General features: G+C 62.1%; 17 protein-coding genes and 1 other RNA gene. 2 read left to right on the top strand and 16 right to left on the bottom strand.

Annotated elements, in window-relative coordinates; translation table 11 throughout:
- Nucleotides 1–84: 84 nt before the first annotated feature.
- The gene (gene hpf, locus BUB29_RS01455) at nucleotides 85–756 is read right to left on the bottom strand and encodes a ribosome hibernation-promoting factor, HPF/YfiA family (RefSeq protein ID WP_033522971.1); all 672 of its coding nucleotides are present in this window, start codon (nucleotides 754–756) and stop codon (nucleotides 85–87) included.
- Between the two features lie 179 nt (nucleotides 757–935).
- On the opposite strand from hpf, the gene rnpB reads away from it, so the two are divergent.
- An RNA gene (gene rnpB, locus BUB29_RS01450) (RNase P RNA component class A) lies at nucleotides 936–1308 on the top strand.
- A 355-nt stretch (nucleotides 1309–1663) separates the two neighbouring features.
- On the opposite strand, the gene BUB29_RS01445 is transcribed toward rnpB, so the two are convergent.
- The 13 genes from BUB29_RS01445 to miaB form a co-directional block, all read right to left on the bottom strand.
- The gene (locus BUB29_RS01445; RefSeq protein WP_081888406.1) at nucleotides 1664–2248 is read right to left on the bottom strand and encodes a regulatory protein RecX; all 585 of its coding nucleotides are present in this window, start codon (nucleotides 2246–2248) and stop codon (nucleotides 1664–1666) included.
- A 245-nt stretch (nucleotides 2249–2493) separates the two neighbouring features.
- Complete coding sequence (gene recA, locus BUB29_RS01440; RefSeq protein ID WP_033522973.1) at nucleotides 2494–3702, bottom strand: recombinase RecA; 1209 nt, start codon at nucleotides 3700–3702, stop codon at nucleotides 2494–2496.
- Between the two features lie 317 nt (nucleotides 3703–4019).
- Complete coding sequence (locus tag BUB29_RS01435) at nucleotides 4020–4253, bottom strand: DUF3046 domain-containing protein (protein ID WP_033523030.1); 234 nt, start codon at nucleotides 4251–4253, stop codon at nucleotides 4020–4022.
- Between the two features lie 135 nt (nucleotides 4254–4388).
- On the bottom strand, nucleotides 4389–5189 hold the full coding sequence (locus BUB29_RS01430; protein ID WP_033522974.1) for an amino acid ABC transporter ATP-binding protein: 801 nt from the start codon (nucleotides 5187–5189) through the stop codon (nucleotides 4389–4391).
- 11 nt (nucleotides 5190–5200) lie between these two features.
- Nucleotides 5201–6184, bottom strand: a complete 984-nt coding sequence (locus BUB29_RS01425; RefSeq protein ID WP_033522975.1) for an amino acid ABC transporter permease — start codon at nucleotides 6182–6184, stop codon at nucleotides 5201–5203.
- A 58-nt stretch (nucleotides 6185–6242) separates the two neighbouring features.
- A complete protein-coding gene (locus BUB29_RS01420; protein WP_033522976.1) occupies nucleotides 6243–7184 on the bottom strand; it encodes an ABC transporter substrate-binding protein in 942 nt (313 codons plus the stop codon).
- Nucleotides 7185–7366: 182 nt separating this feature from the next.
- Nucleotides 7367–8305: an ABC transporter substrate-binding protein gene (locus tag BUB29_RS01415; protein ID WP_081888405.1), complete on the bottom strand. Its 939-nt coding sequence runs from the start codon at nucleotides 8303–8305 to the stop codon at nucleotides 7367–7369.
- A gap of 187 nt (nucleotides 8306–8492) precedes the next feature.
- Entirely contained in the window at nucleotides 8493–9011 is a 519-nt protein-coding gene (locus BUB29_RS01410; RefSeq protein WP_033523866.1) for a helix-turn-helix domain-containing protein, read from the bottom strand.
- 60 nt (nucleotides 9012–9071) lie between these two features.
- Nucleotides 9072–9692, bottom strand: coding sequence for a CinA family protein (locus BUB29_RS01405; RefSeq protein ID WP_407640898.1), 621 nt, complete (start codon nucleotides 9690–9692; stop codon nucleotides 9072–9074).
- Nucleotides 9693–9702: 10 nt separating this feature from the next.
- Nucleotides 9703–10353, bottom strand: a complete 651-nt coding sequence (gene pgsA / locus BUB29_RS01400; RefSeq protein WP_033523839.1) for a CDP-diacylglycerol--glycerol-3-phosphate 3-phosphatidyltransferase — start codon at nucleotides 10351–10353, stop codon at nucleotides 9703–9705.
- Between the two features lie 47 nt (nucleotides 10354–10400).
- Nucleotides 10401–13274, bottom strand: a complete 2874-nt coding sequence (locus tag BUB29_RS01395) for an FtsK/SpoIIIE family DNA translocase (protein WP_033523841.1) — start codon at nucleotides 13272–13274, stop codon at nucleotides 10401–10403.
- A gap of 166 nt (nucleotides 13275–13440) precedes the next feature.
- Nucleotides 13441–14487 (bottom strand): tRNA (adenosine(37)-N6)-dimethylallyltransferase MiaA, encoded by a 1047-nt coding sequence (gene miaA / locus BUB29_RS01390; protein WP_081888404.1) that lies wholly within the window; start codon nucleotides 14485–14487, stop codon nucleotides 13441–13443.
- Complete coding sequence (miaB, locus tag BUB29_RS01385; protein ID WP_033523842.1) at nucleotides 14471–15928, bottom strand: tRNA (N6-isopentenyl adenosine(37)-C2)-methylthiotransferase MiaB; 1458 nt, start codon at nucleotides 15926–15928, stop codon at nucleotides 14471–14473. The genes miaA and miaB overlap by 17 nt, the downstream gene beginning before the upstream one ends.
- Nucleotides 15929–15951: 23 nt before the next feature.
- Here miaB and BUB29_RS01380 point away from each other — a divergent pair, with 23 nt between their 5' ends.
- Nucleotides 15952–16740 carry a GTP pyrophosphokinase gene (locus BUB29_RS01380; RefSeq protein ID WP_051915025.1) on the top strand — a complete coding sequence of 263 codons (789 nt, stop codon included), beginning with the start codon at nucleotides 15952–15954 and terminating at the stop codon, nucleotides 16738–16740.
- A gap of 27 nt (nucleotides 16741–16767) precedes the next feature.
- Here the strand turns inward: BUB29_RS01380 and BUB29_RS01375 are convergent, their stop codons facing one another.
- Both BUB29_RS01375 and BUB29_RS01370 read right to left on the bottom strand, forming a co-directional pair.
- Nucleotides 16768–17718: a DMT family transporter gene (locus tag BUB29_RS01375; RefSeq protein WP_051915023.1), complete on the bottom strand. Its 951-nt coding sequence runs from the start codon at nucleotides 17716–17718 to the stop codon at nucleotides 16768–16770.
- A gap of 299 nt (nucleotides 17719–18017) precedes the next feature.
- A complete protein-coding gene (locus BUB29_RS01370) occupies nucleotides 18018–18878 on the bottom strand; it encodes a Bax inhibitor-1/YccA family protein (protein ID WP_033523846.1) in 861 nt (286 codons plus the stop codon).
- Nucleotides 18879–18903 lie beyond the last annotated feature (25 nt).

Here is an 18903-nt window from a genome sequence, read left to right as displayed (position 1 = left end):
ATCCGAACATGAGTCGGGGCCCGTGCCGTATACGAACGACGCGGGCCCCGTCATCTCTGACTCATGATCGTCTATGGATAATCGTCAGTTCACGTTCTCCGGGGTATCGATCTCGAACACACCGTAGCTCCAACCGTGACGGTGGTAGACAACGGACGGACGACCGGTCTCCTTATTGACGAACAGGAAGAAGTCGTGGCCGATGAGCTCCATCTCGTACAGCGCCTCATCGATGGTCATCGGTTCGGCGATGTGCAGCTTGCGACGAATCACGATCGGGGTGTCGCCAACCTGGACTTCGACGGATTCGCCGGGGCCGAGATCGGATGCGACGGCGGCCGCGGGACTGTTCTCGACATCCTCGGCGGGCTCTTCCTCGACCTCGACTTCGGGCTCTGTCTGCGGCTCGACGGTACCCAGATCGACCGGAACCGGGTTCTCATAGCCGCGGCGATGATCCTTGCGGCGGTCACGGGTGCGGCGCAGACGCAGGGTCAGCTTGTCGAGCGCCATATCCAGCGCGCTGAACTCGTCGGCGGAGGAGGCTTCGGCACGAACCACGGTGCTGCCGGCGATGATGGTGATCTCCACGCGCTTGGCGGTATCCGCCTGACGCGGATTGCCCTCATGGGACAGAACGATCTGGGCGCGCTGCGCGTCGGGAGCGATAGCGGTCACACGATTCATCTTGCTTTCAACGACATCACGGAACCTTTGCTTGATCTGAGTGTGACGTCCGGTAATGACGATTTCCATGTGGACCTCCTAGTAAACTCAAGCGGCGCCAACCGCTATTTGCGTTCCAGCCGTGTCTTCACTGACCGGGTACGTTTCATTGTAAACGAGCTTTTGGCAAACACCGGGAACAAACCGCAGAAAAATCTGTGAATTTCCTTGGTTTTTCATATTCGCAAAAGCTGGTATAGTTGTGCGTTTGAGACCTCTTGATGGCCGCGGTCGGACGTGTTCGCATGTCCGTCTGAGGAACTTCCGGGCTCCATAGAGCACGATGGCGGATAACGTCCGCCCAGGGTGACCTGAGAGATAGCGCAGCAGAGAACAGACCGCCTTTCGGTTTCGGCCGGAAGGTAAGGGTGAAACGGCGGTGTAAGAGACCACCGGGCCCCTGGTAACAGTGGGTCGCTTGGCAAGCCTCATCGGGAGCAAGGCCAAACAGATGGCGGCAAGGGCTGCTCGCCCGTGCCATCGGGTAGGCTGCTAGAGCCCAGCGGTGACGTTGGGTCGAGATGGATGGCCATCCGTGTGCCTGGCACACGACAGAACCCGGGGTATAAGAGGTCTCATTTCATTTTTTGCATTCCATGCATCAGCGCACGGTCGCGCCGATGCATGTTTCGGGGATCCAACGCTTTTCACGCAGGTACTTTCAGATACTTTTCCACGCAGGTACTTCGAAACGCGAGTACTTCGGGACTGCATGGTTACGCGATTATGCGACCGGCGATTCCGCGATGTCACGGGTTCACGTTTTCACCGGTACGTTGTTTGCAATTGTCTCATCACCGATTCGAGGACGCGGCACACCGGCGGTAACGCCAATGATTCCAAGCAATCGCGCTCCCCTACGCCCCCGTGATTCACGTCGATTGCGCTTCCTTCCCGTCAAGGCGACACGACGCGACACGCCGTGCGACACGCCGAATCAATCGTTCAGCAACTCATGCGCGACACGCCGCAGCGTGTCGGAATCATGCCCTTTGCGACCCCCTGCCGACCAAAACCGGCGCAAGCGCACCTGCCTGTCCAGTCCACGGGTCTTTTTGGCGACCTTACGCCCCAGCTCCCAAGCCGCTTCCTCGAATACGCCCTGGGCGGCAGCCTCGTCGGCGATCCTGTGCGCGAGCGACGGCGCAACGCCCTTGCGGCGCATCTCCATCACCGCGCCACGGTAGCCCATCATGCGATTCGAGCAATATCGGACGACTGATCTGGCGTATGCCTCGTCATCCAGCAGATGCAATTCGGCCAGACGGTCGATGACATCATCGATCATGCCATCGTCGTATCCCTTGCCTGCCAAGCGTTGGCGCAACGCCCCGGTAGAGCGGGGTGCGGCATCGAGCAGACGGAACGCCGCCTCACGACAGGCGTCGAAATCATGCGGATCGAAGGATTCGGATTTCCCCGCATGCGGTGCGGAATATCTATCGGAAGCATCGGCGGCACCGGCCGCATCAGAGGCTTCGGCCACATCGGAAGCCACATGAGAGGAACGCGATGCCCCCATACGCCGGGCCGACGGTATTCCGAACGACCCGGAACGGGAACGACCGCCATCGGGAAGCCCCGATCCGGCTCTCCCTGCCAAGGCCGCACCCGTCCCGAACGCGCCTCTTGCAGAGGTATCACGGTCGGCGGCATCAACCACTCCGCACGACTTCGACGGTTCCGGATCCCCCAAGGCATCCGGAACCGTTTTCCCATCCGGGAAACCGTGTTGCGCGAGGAACTCCTGCACGGAGATCATGCCTGTCAGGCTTTCACCGCGGGCTTCGCCTTGGAGGCCTTGCCATCCGCCGGCTTCGCGCCCGCACTCTTCTCACCGGCGCTCTTCGCACCGGTGTTTTTCTCGCTGGCGGACACGGCTTCGACGTTCTTATCCGCCTCGGCGGCGGCCTTGGTCGCACCATCCTCGGCAAACTGGTCCATCGGATCAATCAAGCCGAACTCGGCCTTCACCTTACTCTCGATCTCCTCGGTGATGGCGGGATTGTCCTTCAGGAAGTTACGAACATTCTCACGACCCTGACCGAGCTGATCGCCCTCATAAGTGAACCAGGAGCCGGACTTCTTCACCACGCCCACCTGGATGGCCATGTCAAGCGCCGAACCCTCGCGGGAGATACCCTCGCCGTACAGCATGTCGAACTCGGCGGACTTGAACGGCGGCGCCATCTTGTTCTTCACCACCTTGACGCGGGTACGGTTGCCAACCGCCTCGTCACCGTTCTTAATGGTCTGGATCCTGCGAATGTCAAGACGGACCGAGGAGTAGAACTTCAGCGCCTTGCCACCGGTGGTGGTCTCCGGATTGCCGAAGAACACGCCGATCTTCTCACGCAACTGGTTGATGAAGATGGCGGTGGTGCCGGCCTGCGCCAGGGCACCGGTCATCTTGCGCAACGCCTGGCTCATCAGACGAGCCTGCAGGCCGACGTGGCTGTCGCCCATATCGCCTTCGATTTCAGCTTTCGGCACCAGCGCCGCCACGGAATCAATCACGATGACATCAAGGGCGCCGGAACGGATGAGCATGTCAGCGATCTCCAAAGCCTGCTCGCCGTTGTCGGGCTGCGACACGATCAACGAATCGGTATCGACGCCGAGCTTACGGGCGTACACCGGGTCGAGCGCATGCTCGGCGTCGATGAACGCTGCCACTCCCCCGGCCTTCTGCGCATTGGCCACGACATGCAATGCCAGCGTGGTCTTACCGGAGGATTCTGGACCGTACACTTCCACGATGCGCCCCTTCGGCAGACCGCCGATGCCAAGCGCCATATCAAGGGCCAGCGAACCGGTGGGAATGACTTCGACGTTCTGCTCCGGCCTGTCGCCCAGCCTCATCGCGGACCCCTTGCCGAAGCTCTTCTCCACCTGCGCCAACGCGGTGTCGAGGGCGGCCTTGCGCCTGGGATCAAGCTCGTGCTTCGCCTGACCGGCGCCGGTGTTCTGTGCCATGATGTTCTCCTTCGGGAATCAGTTGACGAACATGCCTTCCACGGTATGGGGCCGATGCGCCACCGGTCAAGAACGGCCCACCCCTGTGGTCGACACGCCCCTGCCGGAATGCACGGATGACGACGAATCCCAATCAGGACAACGCCTTTCATACCACCATCGACGACGTCCGTTGCAGGTGTCCGCGATATTCGCTGTGGACAACTATACCTCACATGCGAACATTTGTTCGAATCGATGCGCCGATAATCACCGTATGCCCATCATTCCGCGGCAACGTCGGCGCGTCATACCCGGGCCGTCCGAAGACGCCCGGTTCATCGCATGGGCATGGGAGGCGCATTATGGCCACGCCCCCAGCGCTTCGTATCGGGAATATCCATCTGATCGCACAGCACGTTCCACACCACACGCGGCTCTTCACCGGCTTTCAGCGCCTCCACCGCCGTCAGATCCTCCAGCCCCGTCAGCTCCTGATCCTGAGCCAACGCCCTGCCATAGCTGCGCCCGAACACCTCTTCGACCAACTGCCAAAATTCCCGTTCCTGCATGGGGTCCCAGTGTACGCCATCGGAACGATGCACCTCATGCCACCCGGACTCGCCGCAAACGAAAAGCCCCACGGCACGAATGCCATGGGGCTCAACCCGTTATACTACGCAACCATGCAACGGCGTCAATGACACTCACAACACATGCTGCAGGAAGTCCTTGAATCTGGGTTCGGTCGGATTATCGATGATTTCCGGACCGCCCTGTTCCACGACCACGCCACCGTCCATGAATACGATCTGGTCGGCGACTTCGCGCGCGAATCCGATCTCATGCGTCACGACGATCATGGTCATGCCTTCACGGGCAAGTTCGAGCATGACGTTGAGCACTTCTCCCACCAGTTCGGGGTCGAGCGCAGAGGTCGGCTCGTCGAAGAGCATGATCTCCGGCTTCATGGCGAGTGCGCGGGCAATGGCCACACGCTGCTGCTGGCCACCGGACAGCTGCGAGGGGTAGTAATCCAAGCGCTCTCCCAAACCGACGCGTTTGAGCTCATGAATGGCCAGTTCCCTAGCTTCCTGCTTGCCCATGTGGCGCACGTGCACCGGGGCTTCCATCACGTTTTCCAACGCGGTCATGTGCGGGAAGAGGTTGAACCGCTGGAACACCATACCGAGCTTGGCACGCTGCGCGGCCACTTCCTTGTCGTTCAGGGTCTGCAGCACACGCTGGCCCTTCTTCTCGACATACTTGTAGCCGATCATCTCGCCGTCGACCTCGATGCTGCCGCCGGTCAGGGTTTCCAGCTGGTTGATGAGGCGCAGCAGCGTGGACTTTCCGGAACCGGACGGGCCAAGGATCACGGTGACGCTGCCCGGTTCGACGGTCATATCCACACCCTTGAGCACGTGCAAATCACCAAACGCCTTATGTACCTGGACGGCCTTCACGGCCGGGGTGCTCTTCGAGGTTGCTGTCGTTTCGTTGGTCATTGTCGCTCCCCTCACGCGGTCATGCCGGTGAACACGGCTTCGTTCTGCTTGTTGACGTCATCCTTTGGCTCACCTTCGGTTTTGCCGGGCAGAGGCGTCTGCTTGCCACGTGACCCCACCGGACGGGCATCGAAGCCCTTGCCGAAATGCTTCTCCAGCCTGGACTGGATCACCATCAGGATTGATGTAATTACCAAGTACCAGATGCACGCCACGATGAGCAGTGGGATCGGCTTGTACAGGCGGGTCGCGATGGCGGTGGTGGCGAACTGCAGTTCGAGGGTGAACGGCACCGCGTTGACCAGCGACGTGGTCTTGAGCATGCCGATGAACTCGTTGCCGGTGGGCGGGATGATGATGCGCATGGCCTGCGGCAGGATGACGCGACGCATGATGAGCGAGCGCTTCATGCCGAGCGCCTGCGCAGCTTCGGCCTGACCCGGGTCAACCGCTTCGAGGCCAGCACGCACGATCTCCGCCAGGTAGGCGGCCTCGTTCAGCGCCAAGCCAAGCCATGCCGCGTTGAACGCGGTGATGACGGACTGCGAGTCGATGCTCCAGAATTCGACGGAGGTGAACGGGACGCCGATGCCGATGCGCGGGACCAGCACGGCGAACAGACCCCAGAACACGAGCTGCGTGTACACAGGGGTGCCGCGGAAGAACCAGATGTAGAACCAACTCACGCTGCGCAGCACCGGGTTGATGGATTTGCGCATGATGGCGAGCAGCACGGCCAGCACGATGGCGATGGCCATGGAGATCACCGTGAGCAGCAGCGTGTACTTGATGCCTTCAAGCACGTTCTCGTTGAACAGGTACTTCCATACCACGTTCCATTCGAAGCGCGGGTTGGTGATCAGTCCCTGCGCAAGAAGGACGGCGAAGATCGCGACGACCACGCCGGCCAAAATGGGTCCAGTCCTTTTTACCGGCAATGCCGTGATGCGATTGGGGATGTCGAGGTTCGCGCCATCAACCTGTTTCTTCGCCATGCTTCCTGCTTCCTTCTGATATGTCTATCTGATATGCCTATCGGATGATCGGTCGGACTCAGTCGAGATCGGTCGGATTGATCTCGGCCTTGTCGAGGGCGCCGGATTCAACGCCCCAATGCTTGAGGATCTTCATATACGTGCCGTCATCCATAAGCTTCTGCACGGCCTTCTGCACGGCGGTCGCCATCTTGGTGTTGTTCTTCTGGATGGCGATGCCTTCCTTGACCACACCGACATCCTTGCCGAGGGCTTCGAGCTGGCCGTCGGTCTGCGAGATGGCGTAACCGGCCACGGGGGAATCGGCGTAGAACACATCGGCCTTGTCGGTGGCCACGGCGGTGGCGGCTTCGGCCTGACGCTTGTAGGAAGCGACCTCGGCGTCCTTCTTGCCGTCGGTCTCGCACTGCTTGGCGATCTTGTTCGCCTCGTCCTCCTGCACGGTGCCGGTCTGGACGGCGATCTTGTTGCCGCACAGGTCGGAGGTGTCGACCTTCTTCGGGTTGCCCTTCTGCACGGTCCACGTGGAGCCGGCACGGTAGTAGCTCACGAAGTCGACGGAATCCATGCGTTCCTTGGTGATGGTCATGGCGGTGATGCCCAGATCGTACTTCGAGCCGACGGACGGCACGATGGTGTCGAACATGGAGGACACGATCTTGGTCTTCAGCCCCAGCACGTTACCGATGGCCTTGGAGATGTCGACATCGTAGCCGGTCGGGGTCTTACCGTCCTCGGCGAGGAATTCGGCCGGGGCATAGGACAGTTCCATGCCCACGGAAAGCTCGCCGTCCTTGACGGTGTTGCCTTCGACGAGCGTGGCGAGTTCGGCGTCCTTCTTGACAGAGCTCACGTCGTAGCCCGCGGTGGTGGTCTTGGACGCGCCGGAATCCTTGTCCGTGGCGTCGCTGGTGCCGCACGCGGCGAAGGAGACCAGCATGGCCGCGCTCAACGCGGCTGCGGTCAGGGCCCTCAGTTTCTTCGTGGTCTTCAATGCCATTTGTCGTCTTTCTCTTGTTCTTCTGTTCTCTTCCGCATGCCCGCGCTCTTCCGCGCGTCATGCAATTCCAAACTATGCCAGTATCGCCAATGGGCACGATAAACGTCCACATGCAACACCCGGCAAACGGGAGAAGCCCCGATCGCAATCGGAGCTTCTCGTGGGGTGATCCGATTTACCGGTCACTCGCTGACATCGGTCGGATTGATCTCGGCTTTGTCGATGGCACCGGAATCGACGCCCCAGTGCTTGAGGATCTTCATATACGTGCCGTCATCCATGAGCTTCTGCAGCGCCTTCTGCACGGCCTGCGCGGTAGCGGTGTCGCCCTTCTTGATGGCCACGGCCTCCTTGGCCATACCGCTGGCCTTGCCGAGGGCCTCGAGCTGGCCGTCGGTCTGCGCGATCGCATAGCCGGCCACGGAGCTGTCGGCGTAGGAGACGTCGGCCTTGCCGGTGGTCACGTTGGTGGTCACATCGGTTTGCAGCTTGTTCGACAGCACGTCGATGGCCTTCTTGCCATCGGCCTTGCACTGCTCGTTGAGTTTGTTGACTTCCTCCTCCTGGATGGTGGCGGTCTGCACGGTGACCTTCAGGCCGCACACGTCGGAGGTGTCGACCTTGTTCGGATTGCCTTTGCGCACCACCCAGGTGGAACCGGCCTTGAACATGCTCACGAAGTCGACGGCCTTGAGTCGTTCGGGGGTGATGGTGAAGGAGGAGATGCCGACATCGTACTTCGCGCCGACCGAGGGGATGATCGAATCGAAGTTCGCGTTCTGCGGATCGGCGGTCAGACCGAACACCTTCGACATGGCCTTGACGAGGTCGACGTCGAAACCGACCGGGGTCTTGCCGTCTTCGGCGAGGAACTCCGCAGGCGGGTATGACAGGTCCATGCCGACGGTGTACTTGCCGTCCTTGGTGACGGATTCCGGCAGCAGTTTGGCGATGGACTCGTCCTTGGCGACGGAGCTCACGTCGTAACCTTCGATCTTGGAGGAACCGGATGCCTCACCATCGGAGCCGGAATCGTCGGTGGTGCCGCAGGCGGCGGTGGAAAGCAGCATGGCGGCGCTCAACGACAACGCCAGCGCGGCCTTGATTCTTCTGAATGACATTATTGTGCAACCTCTCTCATCCTTTGACCCATACATGGTGGGCCGATACAAGGACAACGTAGGGGGCGTTTGCTACGAACCCGTTAATCTGCCGGAATATGAGAAATGGGGCCGGCCCGCATGGACCCACCCCATCGAATGCATACCCGGCGCCGAATCACCAGCGCCGGACGGAACGAACCTGTTTTCACGCGGCCATATCGAGTCGATCGGCCACCATGCGCAGCAGCTGCGCGGTGCTCACGCCCAAGGCCTCGGCGATGGAGCTGAGCAGTTCGGAGCTGGCCTCCTTCTGCCCACGTTCCACTTCGGAAAGGTATCCGAGCGAGACGCCGGCCTTCTCGCTGACCTCGCGCAGGGTCTTGTGGTCGCGCGAGCGCAGGTCACGCAGTACCAAGCCGATGGCACCGCGCAGGGACAAGGTGTCCTCCTGCTGCTCGCTGGTTTTGGTTTCGCCGCGCAATGCGATCTGGGCGCCATGCTCCTCGTCGCTCCACATGCGGCGACGCATTTCGGCGGCCTCATCCTTCGCCTTCTTGGCGGCACGGGCCTTCAGCACCTGCTGCTGTGCCAGCGCGACGGCACGGCGCTGTGCGGGGGCCAGTTCACGCATACGGGCGGCACCGGGCTTCACCATCGGCGCCGCGGCCTTCAGTTCGTTCATATCCGAGGTCCTGCGAACCTGAGTCATCGTTTCCATATCCAGTCCCCTTTGCTCCTGAGGCTGTTCACTGTCCATATACTCCAACAGCGAAAGGAGGACGTTTTATTCCACGACAGGCAGTGTGAGCTGCGTCACAATCCGCAGCACGTGGGTCACGACGCCTTCGCGCACCTGTTCGCGCGAGCCGTCCAACCTCAGCTCATAGGCCACGGCATGCCATCCGTCGCCCATGTCCTTCAACGCCGCATTCCCCTCACCGACCATGCGTGCATGATCGACGTTCACGGATGTCAAACGGTCCGATGCAACGGATGCCATGGTGTCGGGAACCGCCACGGCGACGTACGCCAGTCCGGCCGGTTTGTCACCGTCCGGGCCGGGACCGGCCACGCCGGTGGTCGACAGTCCGATGACGCGCCCCTCGTATTGCGGCTGGTCGTACAGGCGGGCGGTGTATGCCGCCATCTGACGTGCGACTTCGGGGTGCACCGCACCTTCACGCTCCAGCAAAGCGCGATCCACGCCGAGGATCGAAGCTTTCGCCCGGATGTCGTAGGTGACCGCGGAGCCAAGGAACACGGCGGACGCACCGGGGATGCGCACCAGAGCATCCGCGAGCAGTCCGCCGGTGAGCGATTCCGCGCAGGCCAACTTCACGCCACGGGTTTCGAGGCCGTGCAGCAAGTCGGACGCGAGCCTGCGCCGAATCGACGACCCATCCATGCCCATGGCTTCAGTCGTCCGCGTTCCTACGGGAACCGACGAACGTGTTGTACAGGTAGATGCCGCCGGAATACAGGCACAGCACCAGCGCGACGTACAGCATGACGTAGGTGACGATGTAGTACACGTTCACCCATGCCGCAACACCCTGCGCGGGGCCTCCGATATGGGCGGGCAGCAGCAGCATGGCCAGACCGATGCACTGGAAGAGGGTCTTGAGCTTACCGGGCCATGCGGCGGCGATGACCTTGCCGCCGGGGCGTTCCATGACGAAGAAGCGCATCACGGTGATGCCGATCTCGCGGATCAGGAACAAGATGGTGGCCCACCACGGGAATTCCGCGAACACGGAGGCCACGACGAGCGCGCCGCAGGTCATGAGCTTGTCGGCGATGGGGTCCATCAGCTTGCCGAGTTCGGTCACCTGATTGTATTTGCGGGCCATCCACCCGTCGAGCTTATCGGTGCTGGCGGCGATGATGAACACGATAGCCGCAGCCCAGCGCATGGAGGCGCTGTTCACCCCCCATGCGCCGGCGGCGATGTACAGGCCGAGGAACACCACGACCAGCACGATGCGGCAGTAGGTGACCAGATTCGGCGGGGCGTTCCATCCGTCCAACAGCGACGACTTCTTCGATTGGGTTTGTTCTTCAGTCATACCCCCACACATTACCCGTCATGCTCTACCTTGCGTGCCGGCTCGCTTCAGGCCTCGCCGTCGCCGGAGGGGGCTGAAGAGGGGGTGATGCCATCGGTTTCGCCGCGGATGAAGGCGAGTACCGCCGGCAGATCCTGAGGCTGGACGAGCACTTCACGAGCCTTCGAGCCTTCGGACGGTCCGACCACACCACGGGATTCGAGCAGATCCATCAGACGACCGGCCTTGGCGAAACCCACCCTGAGCTTGCGCTGCAGCATGGAGGTGGAGCCGAACTGCGTGGAGACCACGAGTTCCGCGGCCTGCAGCAGCACGTCCATATCGTCGCCGATCTCCTCGTCCGGTTCCGCGGCCTTCTTCTCGGCCTGCGCGGCCATCTGCTCGATGTCCTCACGATACTTCGGCTTGCGCTGGGTGCGCACGAATTCCACGGCCCTACGGATCTCGGACTCGTTCACCCACGATCCCTGTACACGGATCGGCTTGGCCGACCCCATGGGCAGGAACAGGCCGTCGCCCTGACCGATCAGCGTTTCGGCGCCGGTGGTGTCGAGGATGACGCGCGAATCCGTGGCGGATGACGTGGTGAACGCGAGTCGTGACGGGATGTTCGCCTTGATCAGGCCGGTCACCACGTCGACGGACGGGCGCTGCGTGGCGAGCACCAGGTGCACGCCTGCGGCGCGGGCGAGCTGGGTGATGCGCTGGATGGAGCTTTCCACATCGTTCTTCGCCACCATCATCAGATCGGCCATCTCGTCGACGACCACGAGGATGTACGGGTACGGGGCGACCTTGCGCTTGGAGCCTTCCGGCGCATGCACTTTGCCCGCGCGCACGGCTTCGTTGAAGTCCTTGACATGGCGGAAACCGAAGTATTCGAGGTCGGAGTAGCGCGAATCCATCTCCTTGACCACCCATTCGAGGGCTTGCGCGGCCTTCTTCGGATCGGTGATGATCGGCGTCAGCAGATGCGGGATGCCCGCGTAGGCGGACAGTTCGACACGCTTCGGGTCAACGAGGATGAGTCGCACCTGCTCGGGCGTGGCGCGCATGATGATCGAGGTCAGCATAGAGTTGACGAAACTCGACTTACCGGAACCGGTGGCGCCCGCCACCAGCAGATGCGGCATCTTGGTCAGGTCGGCGGTGACGAAATGGCCTTCCACGTCCTTGCCGATGCCGGAGAGCATCGGATTCGGGTCGCTGACGACCTTGTCGCTGCGCAGCACGTCACCCAGGCATACGATCTCGCGGTCCTCGTTCGGGATTTCGATGCCGATGGCAGACTTGCCGGGAATCGGGGACAGGATGCGCACGTCGGAACTGGCCACGGCGTAGGCGATGTTGCGGCGGAGATTGGTGACCTTCTCGACCTTGACGCCGGGGCCGAGTTCGACCTCGTATTGGGTGACGGACGGGCCGCGCAGGAAGCCGACGACCTTGGCATCGACCTTGAACTGCTGGAACGTGGAGGTCAGGGCGCGAATGACCCTGTCGTTGGACGGGGTGCGCGCCGCATGGGGTTTGCCCTTGGCAAGGATGTCGAGGCTCGGCAGCTGGTACGGCGGTTCCGCACCTTCCAAGTCTTCGTTCCCCTCGGCGTGCGCTGTCTGCGCTCCCCCGGCCACGGCAGCAGCCGCCGTGGAGGGAACCGCGCTATGCTCGCCGGAATCGGCGCCGTACGCACCGGAGCCCGCGCCATAGGAGCGCGTGGAGGGTTGCGCCTGATCCGATGGAGGAGCCGGAGGCTCGTTCGAGTCGGCCATCGCACTCCACGGATCGGCCTGTTCACCGACACCAGCCGAAACGGCTTGCGAATCGGAGGTCAGCGGCACCGTGGACTCGTCGGATGGCATGGGAGGCGGCGTCATCGTGAATTCGCCGTCCGGGATGGCCGGCGGCATCTCGGGGCCGCCCGCCGGCATGACACGCGTGGAACCGTGATCGCCGTCCAACGAGGTCTCCGCGGCTTCGCCGTGGCGGGATGCGGCCTGGGTGAAGGGGTCGTCACCCTGATACGAATCGAGCTTCGTGTCATCCTTCTCCTGCTTCTTGCGCTGGAAGAATCCACGGATCTTGTCCAGGAAGCTGTTTCCGCCCTGTTCGCCGTCGTCCTGGTCCTCGTCGCTGCCGTCATGCCTCGGCACGCCTTCGGCGAATTCAAGCTCGTCGTCATCGAGACGAACCTCGTTGGGGGAACGCTCCGCCTTGTCGCGGTCCTCATGCCCGTCCTCATCCGTTGCCTTGGCACCACGCAGCTTGGAGACGAGATTGTTCCAGATGCGGGGAATGTCGTCGACATGGATGCGCACGATCAGCATAAGCGAATACAGGCCGATGATCGCGAACACGATCACCGCGAACGTTTCGGAAAGGCCCCAGGCGAGCGGCGTGCCGACGATATAGCCAAGCAGACCGCCGGCCTGCTGCATCGCGGCGATGTCGAAACCCTGCGCCTGGGAAGCGAGCTCAACGTCGAGAATCGAACAGATCGTCCAGAACAGCACCACCAGTCCGACGATCACACGAGGATTCCCCGACCCGCGGCCGGCATGGCGTATCAGCCGTATCGCCACCGCGAACAGGAACACCGGCAGCACGACGCTCATCAGGCCGAAGGCACCGGAGGCGAGGGAATGCAGGAAGACGCCGAGCGGCCCCTGCACGCGGAACCATTCGGACGCGCAGAACATCACGCCCAGCACCACCATCACGAGGCACAGGCCGTCGCGCTGGTAGGCGGGATCGTACTCCCCTGTGCCCGTCGTCGCGCGCACAAGGTTCCCCAGACCGCGTGGAATCGCCATCAGAATCGATTCCCACAACGGCTCCTCTTCCTCGTAATCGTCGTCCCTCGGCTTGGGCGATGTGCCCTTGCCGGTGTTCTTCCCGCTGCTCGATGATGCTGTTCTTGCCATAACGTGTCAGATTCTACTCATCGGCGCACCCACGCGGCCCGCCGTACCGTGAATATCCTGTCGTGGTTTCCACCGCCGCTTCCCGCTCCGGGATGCGCCGGGCGAAAGCCGCCGCATCCCATGCTTCACGGATAGGAAACAACCGTTAGCCGAACGGAACGTCCGATCAGCCGATGTCGCCCAGATGATGCTGTACGTAGGCGTCGGCCTGCGCGTCGATGGCATCGTAGTCACCGTTGTCGGCATGGGCGATGATGGCCATGGCGTTGTCCACCAGCGCCGGGTTCAGCGCCTGCAGCCAGTGGATGCGCGGATCGCGGCCGAACCACCCCATCTGTTTGCGTGCCAGACGTTTGGTTTTCTGCGCCACATCCGCCCATGCGTCGCGCTCGTCCCACAAACCGTCGAGCAGATCGAACATCTGCTGGTAGCCCAATGCGCGGGATGCGGTCAATCCCATATGGGGGCGCAGCCGCCGGGCTTCGTCGAGGAAGCCGTCCTCGCGCATCCGCGCGGTACGGATGTCGATACGTCTGTCAAGATCGGCACGGTCCAGATCAAGACCGATCTGCACGGTGGGGATGACGTACCGGTACCGGGGCAAGCTCGCCGAATACGGCCGGCCGGTCAGCTCGATCACCTCAAGGGCACGGATGGTGCGCCTCGGATTGCGTGAATCCATGCGCTCCGCAGCCTGCGGGTCCTTGGCACGCAGCTCCTCGAACAGCGCGCCGGCCCCCTCCTCGCGTTCGCGTTGCTCAAGCCGTTCGCGGATCTTCGGATCGGTGCCCGGGAACGAGATGTCGTCGATCGCGGCGCGGGCGTACAGGCCGGAGCCGCCGACCAGGATCGGCCGGATGCCTTGGGCCTGCAGGTCGGCGATGGTTGCGCGGGCGAGACGCTGGAACCGGGCCACGGTCATCGTGTCATCGGGGTCGATGATGTCGATGAGGTGATGCGTCACCGCCGCCTGTTCCTCGACGGTCGGCTTGGCCGTGCCGATATCCATGCCACGGTACATCTGGTAGGCGTCGGCGTTCACGATCTGCGCCCGCTCGCCTTGCTCGGCCAGTCGACGCGCAATGGCGATGCCGAGCCCCGTTTTGCCGGAAGCGGTCGGGCCGACGATGGAAACCACGCGCGGGACGCGTTCCCGCACCGTCCGTTCGACGGGTTCAGCGGCATGTTCGATGGGTTCAGTGACGGACGGCATAGGTCTGCCCCGCTTTCGGATCGGGATCCGCGATGAGGTTATGCCGGCCGGCATGCGTCACGGTGGCGGTGACGAAATCGCCTACCTGCGGCATCGGTTCGCCTTCCGGAACGCCGATATGCACGAGCACACCGGTTTTTTCACGACCGGTCACGCGATGCGTGGCGGCATCCTTCTTACCAGGAGTGCCGGTCACCATCACCTCGACGTCACGGCCTTCGAAGGTCTTCAGATTCTCCTCGGTGATGCGCTCCTGCAATGCGACGAGACGATCGAAGCGGTCCTGCACCACGTCGCGCGGAAGCTGCTCCATGTCGGCCGCCGGAGTGCCCGGACGCGGCGAATAGATGAACGTGAACGCGGACGAGAAGCGGGCCTCCTCCACCACGCGCATCGTCTCCTGGAAATCCTCCTCGGTCTCGCCAGGGAAGCCGACGATGATGTCGGTGGAGATCTGCGCATCCGGCATGGCTTCACGGATCTTACGCAGAATATCGAGGAATTTGGCGGAACGGTACGAACGGCGCATGGCTCGCAGAATCCTGTCGGAACCGGACTGCAGCGGGAAATGCAACTGATGCATGACGTTCGGCGTTTCGGCCATGGCCGCGATCACATCATCGGTGAACGCCGCCGGGTGCGGCGACGTGAACCGCACGCGTTCCAGCCCCTCGATCTCGCCGCAGGCGCGCAGCAGCTTGAAGAACGCGAACCGGTCACCGATGCCGTAACCGAACGAGTTCACGTTCTGGCCGAGCAGCGTGACCTCCTTGGCCCCCTCGTCCACGCACCGACGGATCTCGGCGAGGATGTCGCCGGGACGACGGTCATGCTCCTTGCCGCGCGTGGTGGGCACGATGCAGAACGTGCAGGTGTTGTTGCAACCGACGGAAATGGCGACCCAGCTCGACACCTTGGATGCCCTGTCGGTGGGCAGCTGGCTCGGGAAATAGTTGAGATCCTCCTGCACCTTCACCTGCGCGTGGCCTTCGATGCGGGCCTGTTCGAGCAGTTGCGGCAACGCGCCGATGTTCTTGGTGCCGAACACGGCATCGACCCACGGCGTCTTCCTGGCGATCTTCTCCCGATCGAGCTGCGCCATGCAGCCGCCGACCGCGATCTGCAGGTTCGGGCGTTCGCGCTTCATCCCGGCCCACAGGCCGATTGTGCCGTACATGCGTTCGGCTGCGTTCTCGCGCACCGCGCACGTGTTCATCACGATCAGGTCGATGTCATGGTCGAGGTATTGCTCCTCGGTGGCCGGAACGTAGCCGGCTTCCTCCAGCACGCCGGCGATGCGCTCGGAATCATGCACGTTCATCTGGCATCCGAGCGTATGCACGTAGAACACGCCTTTGCCTCGCGCCGCGGGAGCGGGGTCGACGGTGCTTTCGGCCAGTTTCGAGGCGCGCTCCGCCTCGGTCATCATCTCTTCGTTCATAGTGCTCACTGTATCGGCGTGGCATGACCCGTTCAGTAATATCACAGGTTCGTGCGAGCCGGTCGGCTATATTGGGGAGCGTGATATTAGATCGACACAGCAGATTCAAAACATCCGATATCAGCGCACAGCTGAAGATGCTCGACACCACCGAGGGGAAGTTCAGCATCGACGAGATCACCGAATTCATCAACCTGATGCAACTGTATGAGGGGGCTATGTATGAGGTGAGCACCAAACTGGAGATCCTCGACGATGAGTTCCAGGTGCGGTTCAGCCATGATCCGATCCACCACATGGAGCGGCGCCTGAAGTCCATCAAATCGATCATCGGCAAGCTGCAGCGCCGCGGCCTGCCGATCTCGATCGATTCGGTGCGCGACAACCTGTTCGACGTGGCCGGCATCCGCGTGATCTGCAACTACCGCGACGACGTGTATTCGGTGTCGAACTACCTGTCGTCGCAGTCCGACATCCAGGTGCTGCGCGTCAAGGATTACATCAAGAACCCCAAGCAGAACGGCTACCGTTCGCTGCATGTGATCTACGCCGCCCCGGTGTTCCTCTCGTCCGGCGAGCATTACATGCCGGTGGAGGTCCAGTTCCGTACCATCGCGATGGATTACTGGGCGAGCCTGGAGCATGCGCTGCGCTATAAGAGCGACCTGCCCGACGCCAAGCTGGCCGAGCATTCGCAGACCCTGCTGGACTGCGCACGCAGCCTGCAGAACATCGAAGTGCAGATGCAGAACATCCACCGCGACATCAATGGCGCGCCGCGGGTCGAGGAGACGCCTCACACGACCGCGTGACGGCATCGGACGGTTCGTGCGCTACGGTCAGGGGCGATGGTGCACGAACCGTTCGACCGGCGCCTGGGCGAGCATGGTGCCGGCGAAGATCAAAGCGCATCCGAGATAGCCGCGCGGCGTCATCACCTCGCCGAGGATGATCGCACCGCCGACCGCGGAGAAGAACGATTCCAACGACATGAGCATCGCGCCGCGGGTCGGCGGCACGCACTGCTGCCCTACGACCTGCAACGTGTAGGCCACGCCCACCGAGCCGATACCGGCGTAGACGATGGCGAACCAGCCTTGCCCGGCCCCCGCCCAGTCCACGGAGCCTTCCGCCAATGCGCCGATCCAGCTCAGCAGCGCGGTGGTGGCGATCTGGAAGAACGAGATGACCAGCGCGTCCAATCCCCTGCCGAGCGTATCGATGACGAGAATGTGCACGGCGAACAGCACCGCACTGGCCAGCAGCACGAGGTCGGCCAGGGTGATGGAGCCGAAGCCGCCCGTGATGCACAGCAGGTAGAAGCCGAGCACCGCGAGCGCGACGCTCAGTATGACGTTGAGATGGATGCGGCGGCGCAGCACCGCGAACGCCAGAAGCGGCACCATGACGATGTAGAGTGCGGTGATGAATCCGGACCTGCCTGCCGACCTGCTGTAGAGGACGCCGTACTGTTGGATGGTGCTTGCGGTGAACAACACCAGTCCGCAGATGATGCCGACCACGATCTGATTGCCCGCCCATGCCGGCAATGTCACTTCACGCCCATTGCCCATGGTGACCGTCGGCGGAACGGCTTGGTTCCCTTCCCCGTTGCCTTCGCCATCCTTGCCTTTGCGCATCCGGAGGAACACGAGCAACGGGATCAACGACAACGCCCCCAGTGAGAATCGTGTGGCGTTGAAGAACAACGGCGACATGGAGTCCATGCCCTGTACCTGCGAAACGAACGCCAATCCCCAGATCAGCGCGGTCAATACCAGGCATCCCATGCCGGCGATCTCTTTCCTCTGCATAAGGCACCACCGTAAATGAATCCGCAACCAACGAAAAAGGTCTGACCGAAATACGGTCAGACCTTATTGTACAGGCTTGAACTATATGCCTAATGCTGGCATTGTTCCCGTTGATTGAATCCCACGCGACCGCGGAGCAACGCCGGGGACGCTCCGTCACCCAAGCCCAACGGAACAACAACGCAACGCGTGCGTCCCCAAGGCGCACCAAGGGAAGCGGTATTCCAATACCGCGACCGCGGAGCAACGCCGGGGACGCTCCGTTGCGTTGTTGTTCAGTCCCTGTTGCCGAGGAGCTGAAGGATATACAGGAACATGTTCACGAAGTCGAGGTACAGGTTCAGGGCACAGAGGATGGAGAGCTTCTTGATCATCTCGGGATCCTGGCCGGAATACTGGGCGAAGATGGCGCGCGTCTGCTGGGCGTCGTAGACGGTGAAACCGGCGAAGAGGACGAGGCCGATGGCGGAGATGAGCATGAGGGTGGTCTGGCCGGGGGCGACGAACATGAGGATGACTTCGGCGATGATGAGGACGATCAGCCCGACCATCAGGATGGGGCCGGCCTTGAGCAGATCGACCTTGGTGGTCATGCCGAGCATGGTGAGGGCGAAGAAGAAGCCGGCGCACAGGGCGAGTGCGAGGCCGATGGAGCCGAGATCGTAGGTGATGAAGATGACGCTCAAGGAGAAGCCCATGAGTGCGGAGTAGATGTAGAACATGACGCGGGCCGTGGATGTCTTCATCTTGGTGATGCGGGCGCTGAGCGCGATGGCGAGCACGATTTCGACGACCAGCGGGGCGAATACGCCGATGATGCCGGTCGCGGAGATGAAGGCCATATACAGGTTGGTCATTTGGGTGAGGATGGCGACGACCGCGGTGACAATGAGGCCGATGGTCATTTCGCCATAGGATCGCGTGACGGCGGAATGGTAGGCGCGCGCGTATTCCTCCTGGCGGTCCGCGGTCGCTTGGAAGGCCGCCGCGGCACCGCCCTGCGTGTACTGGTTGTACTGGTAGTTGGCCTGCTGCTGGACCGGCTGGCCGTAATCCATCTGCATCTGATTGTTGTAGTCGGCGGTGTTGTATTGGGGATTGCCGAGATTGTTGCGGGGGTTCTGACCGAAAGCCATGATCGCTCCTTTATCGTACGTACAG

It is taken from the genome of Bifidobacterium merycicum DSM 6492, from assembly GCF_900129045.1.
GTDB lineage: Bacteria > Actinomycetota > Actinomycetes > Actinomycetales > Bifidobacteriaceae > Bifidobacterium > Bifidobacterium merycicum.
This window is presented reverse-complemented; position numbering and strand designations above follow the sequence as displayed.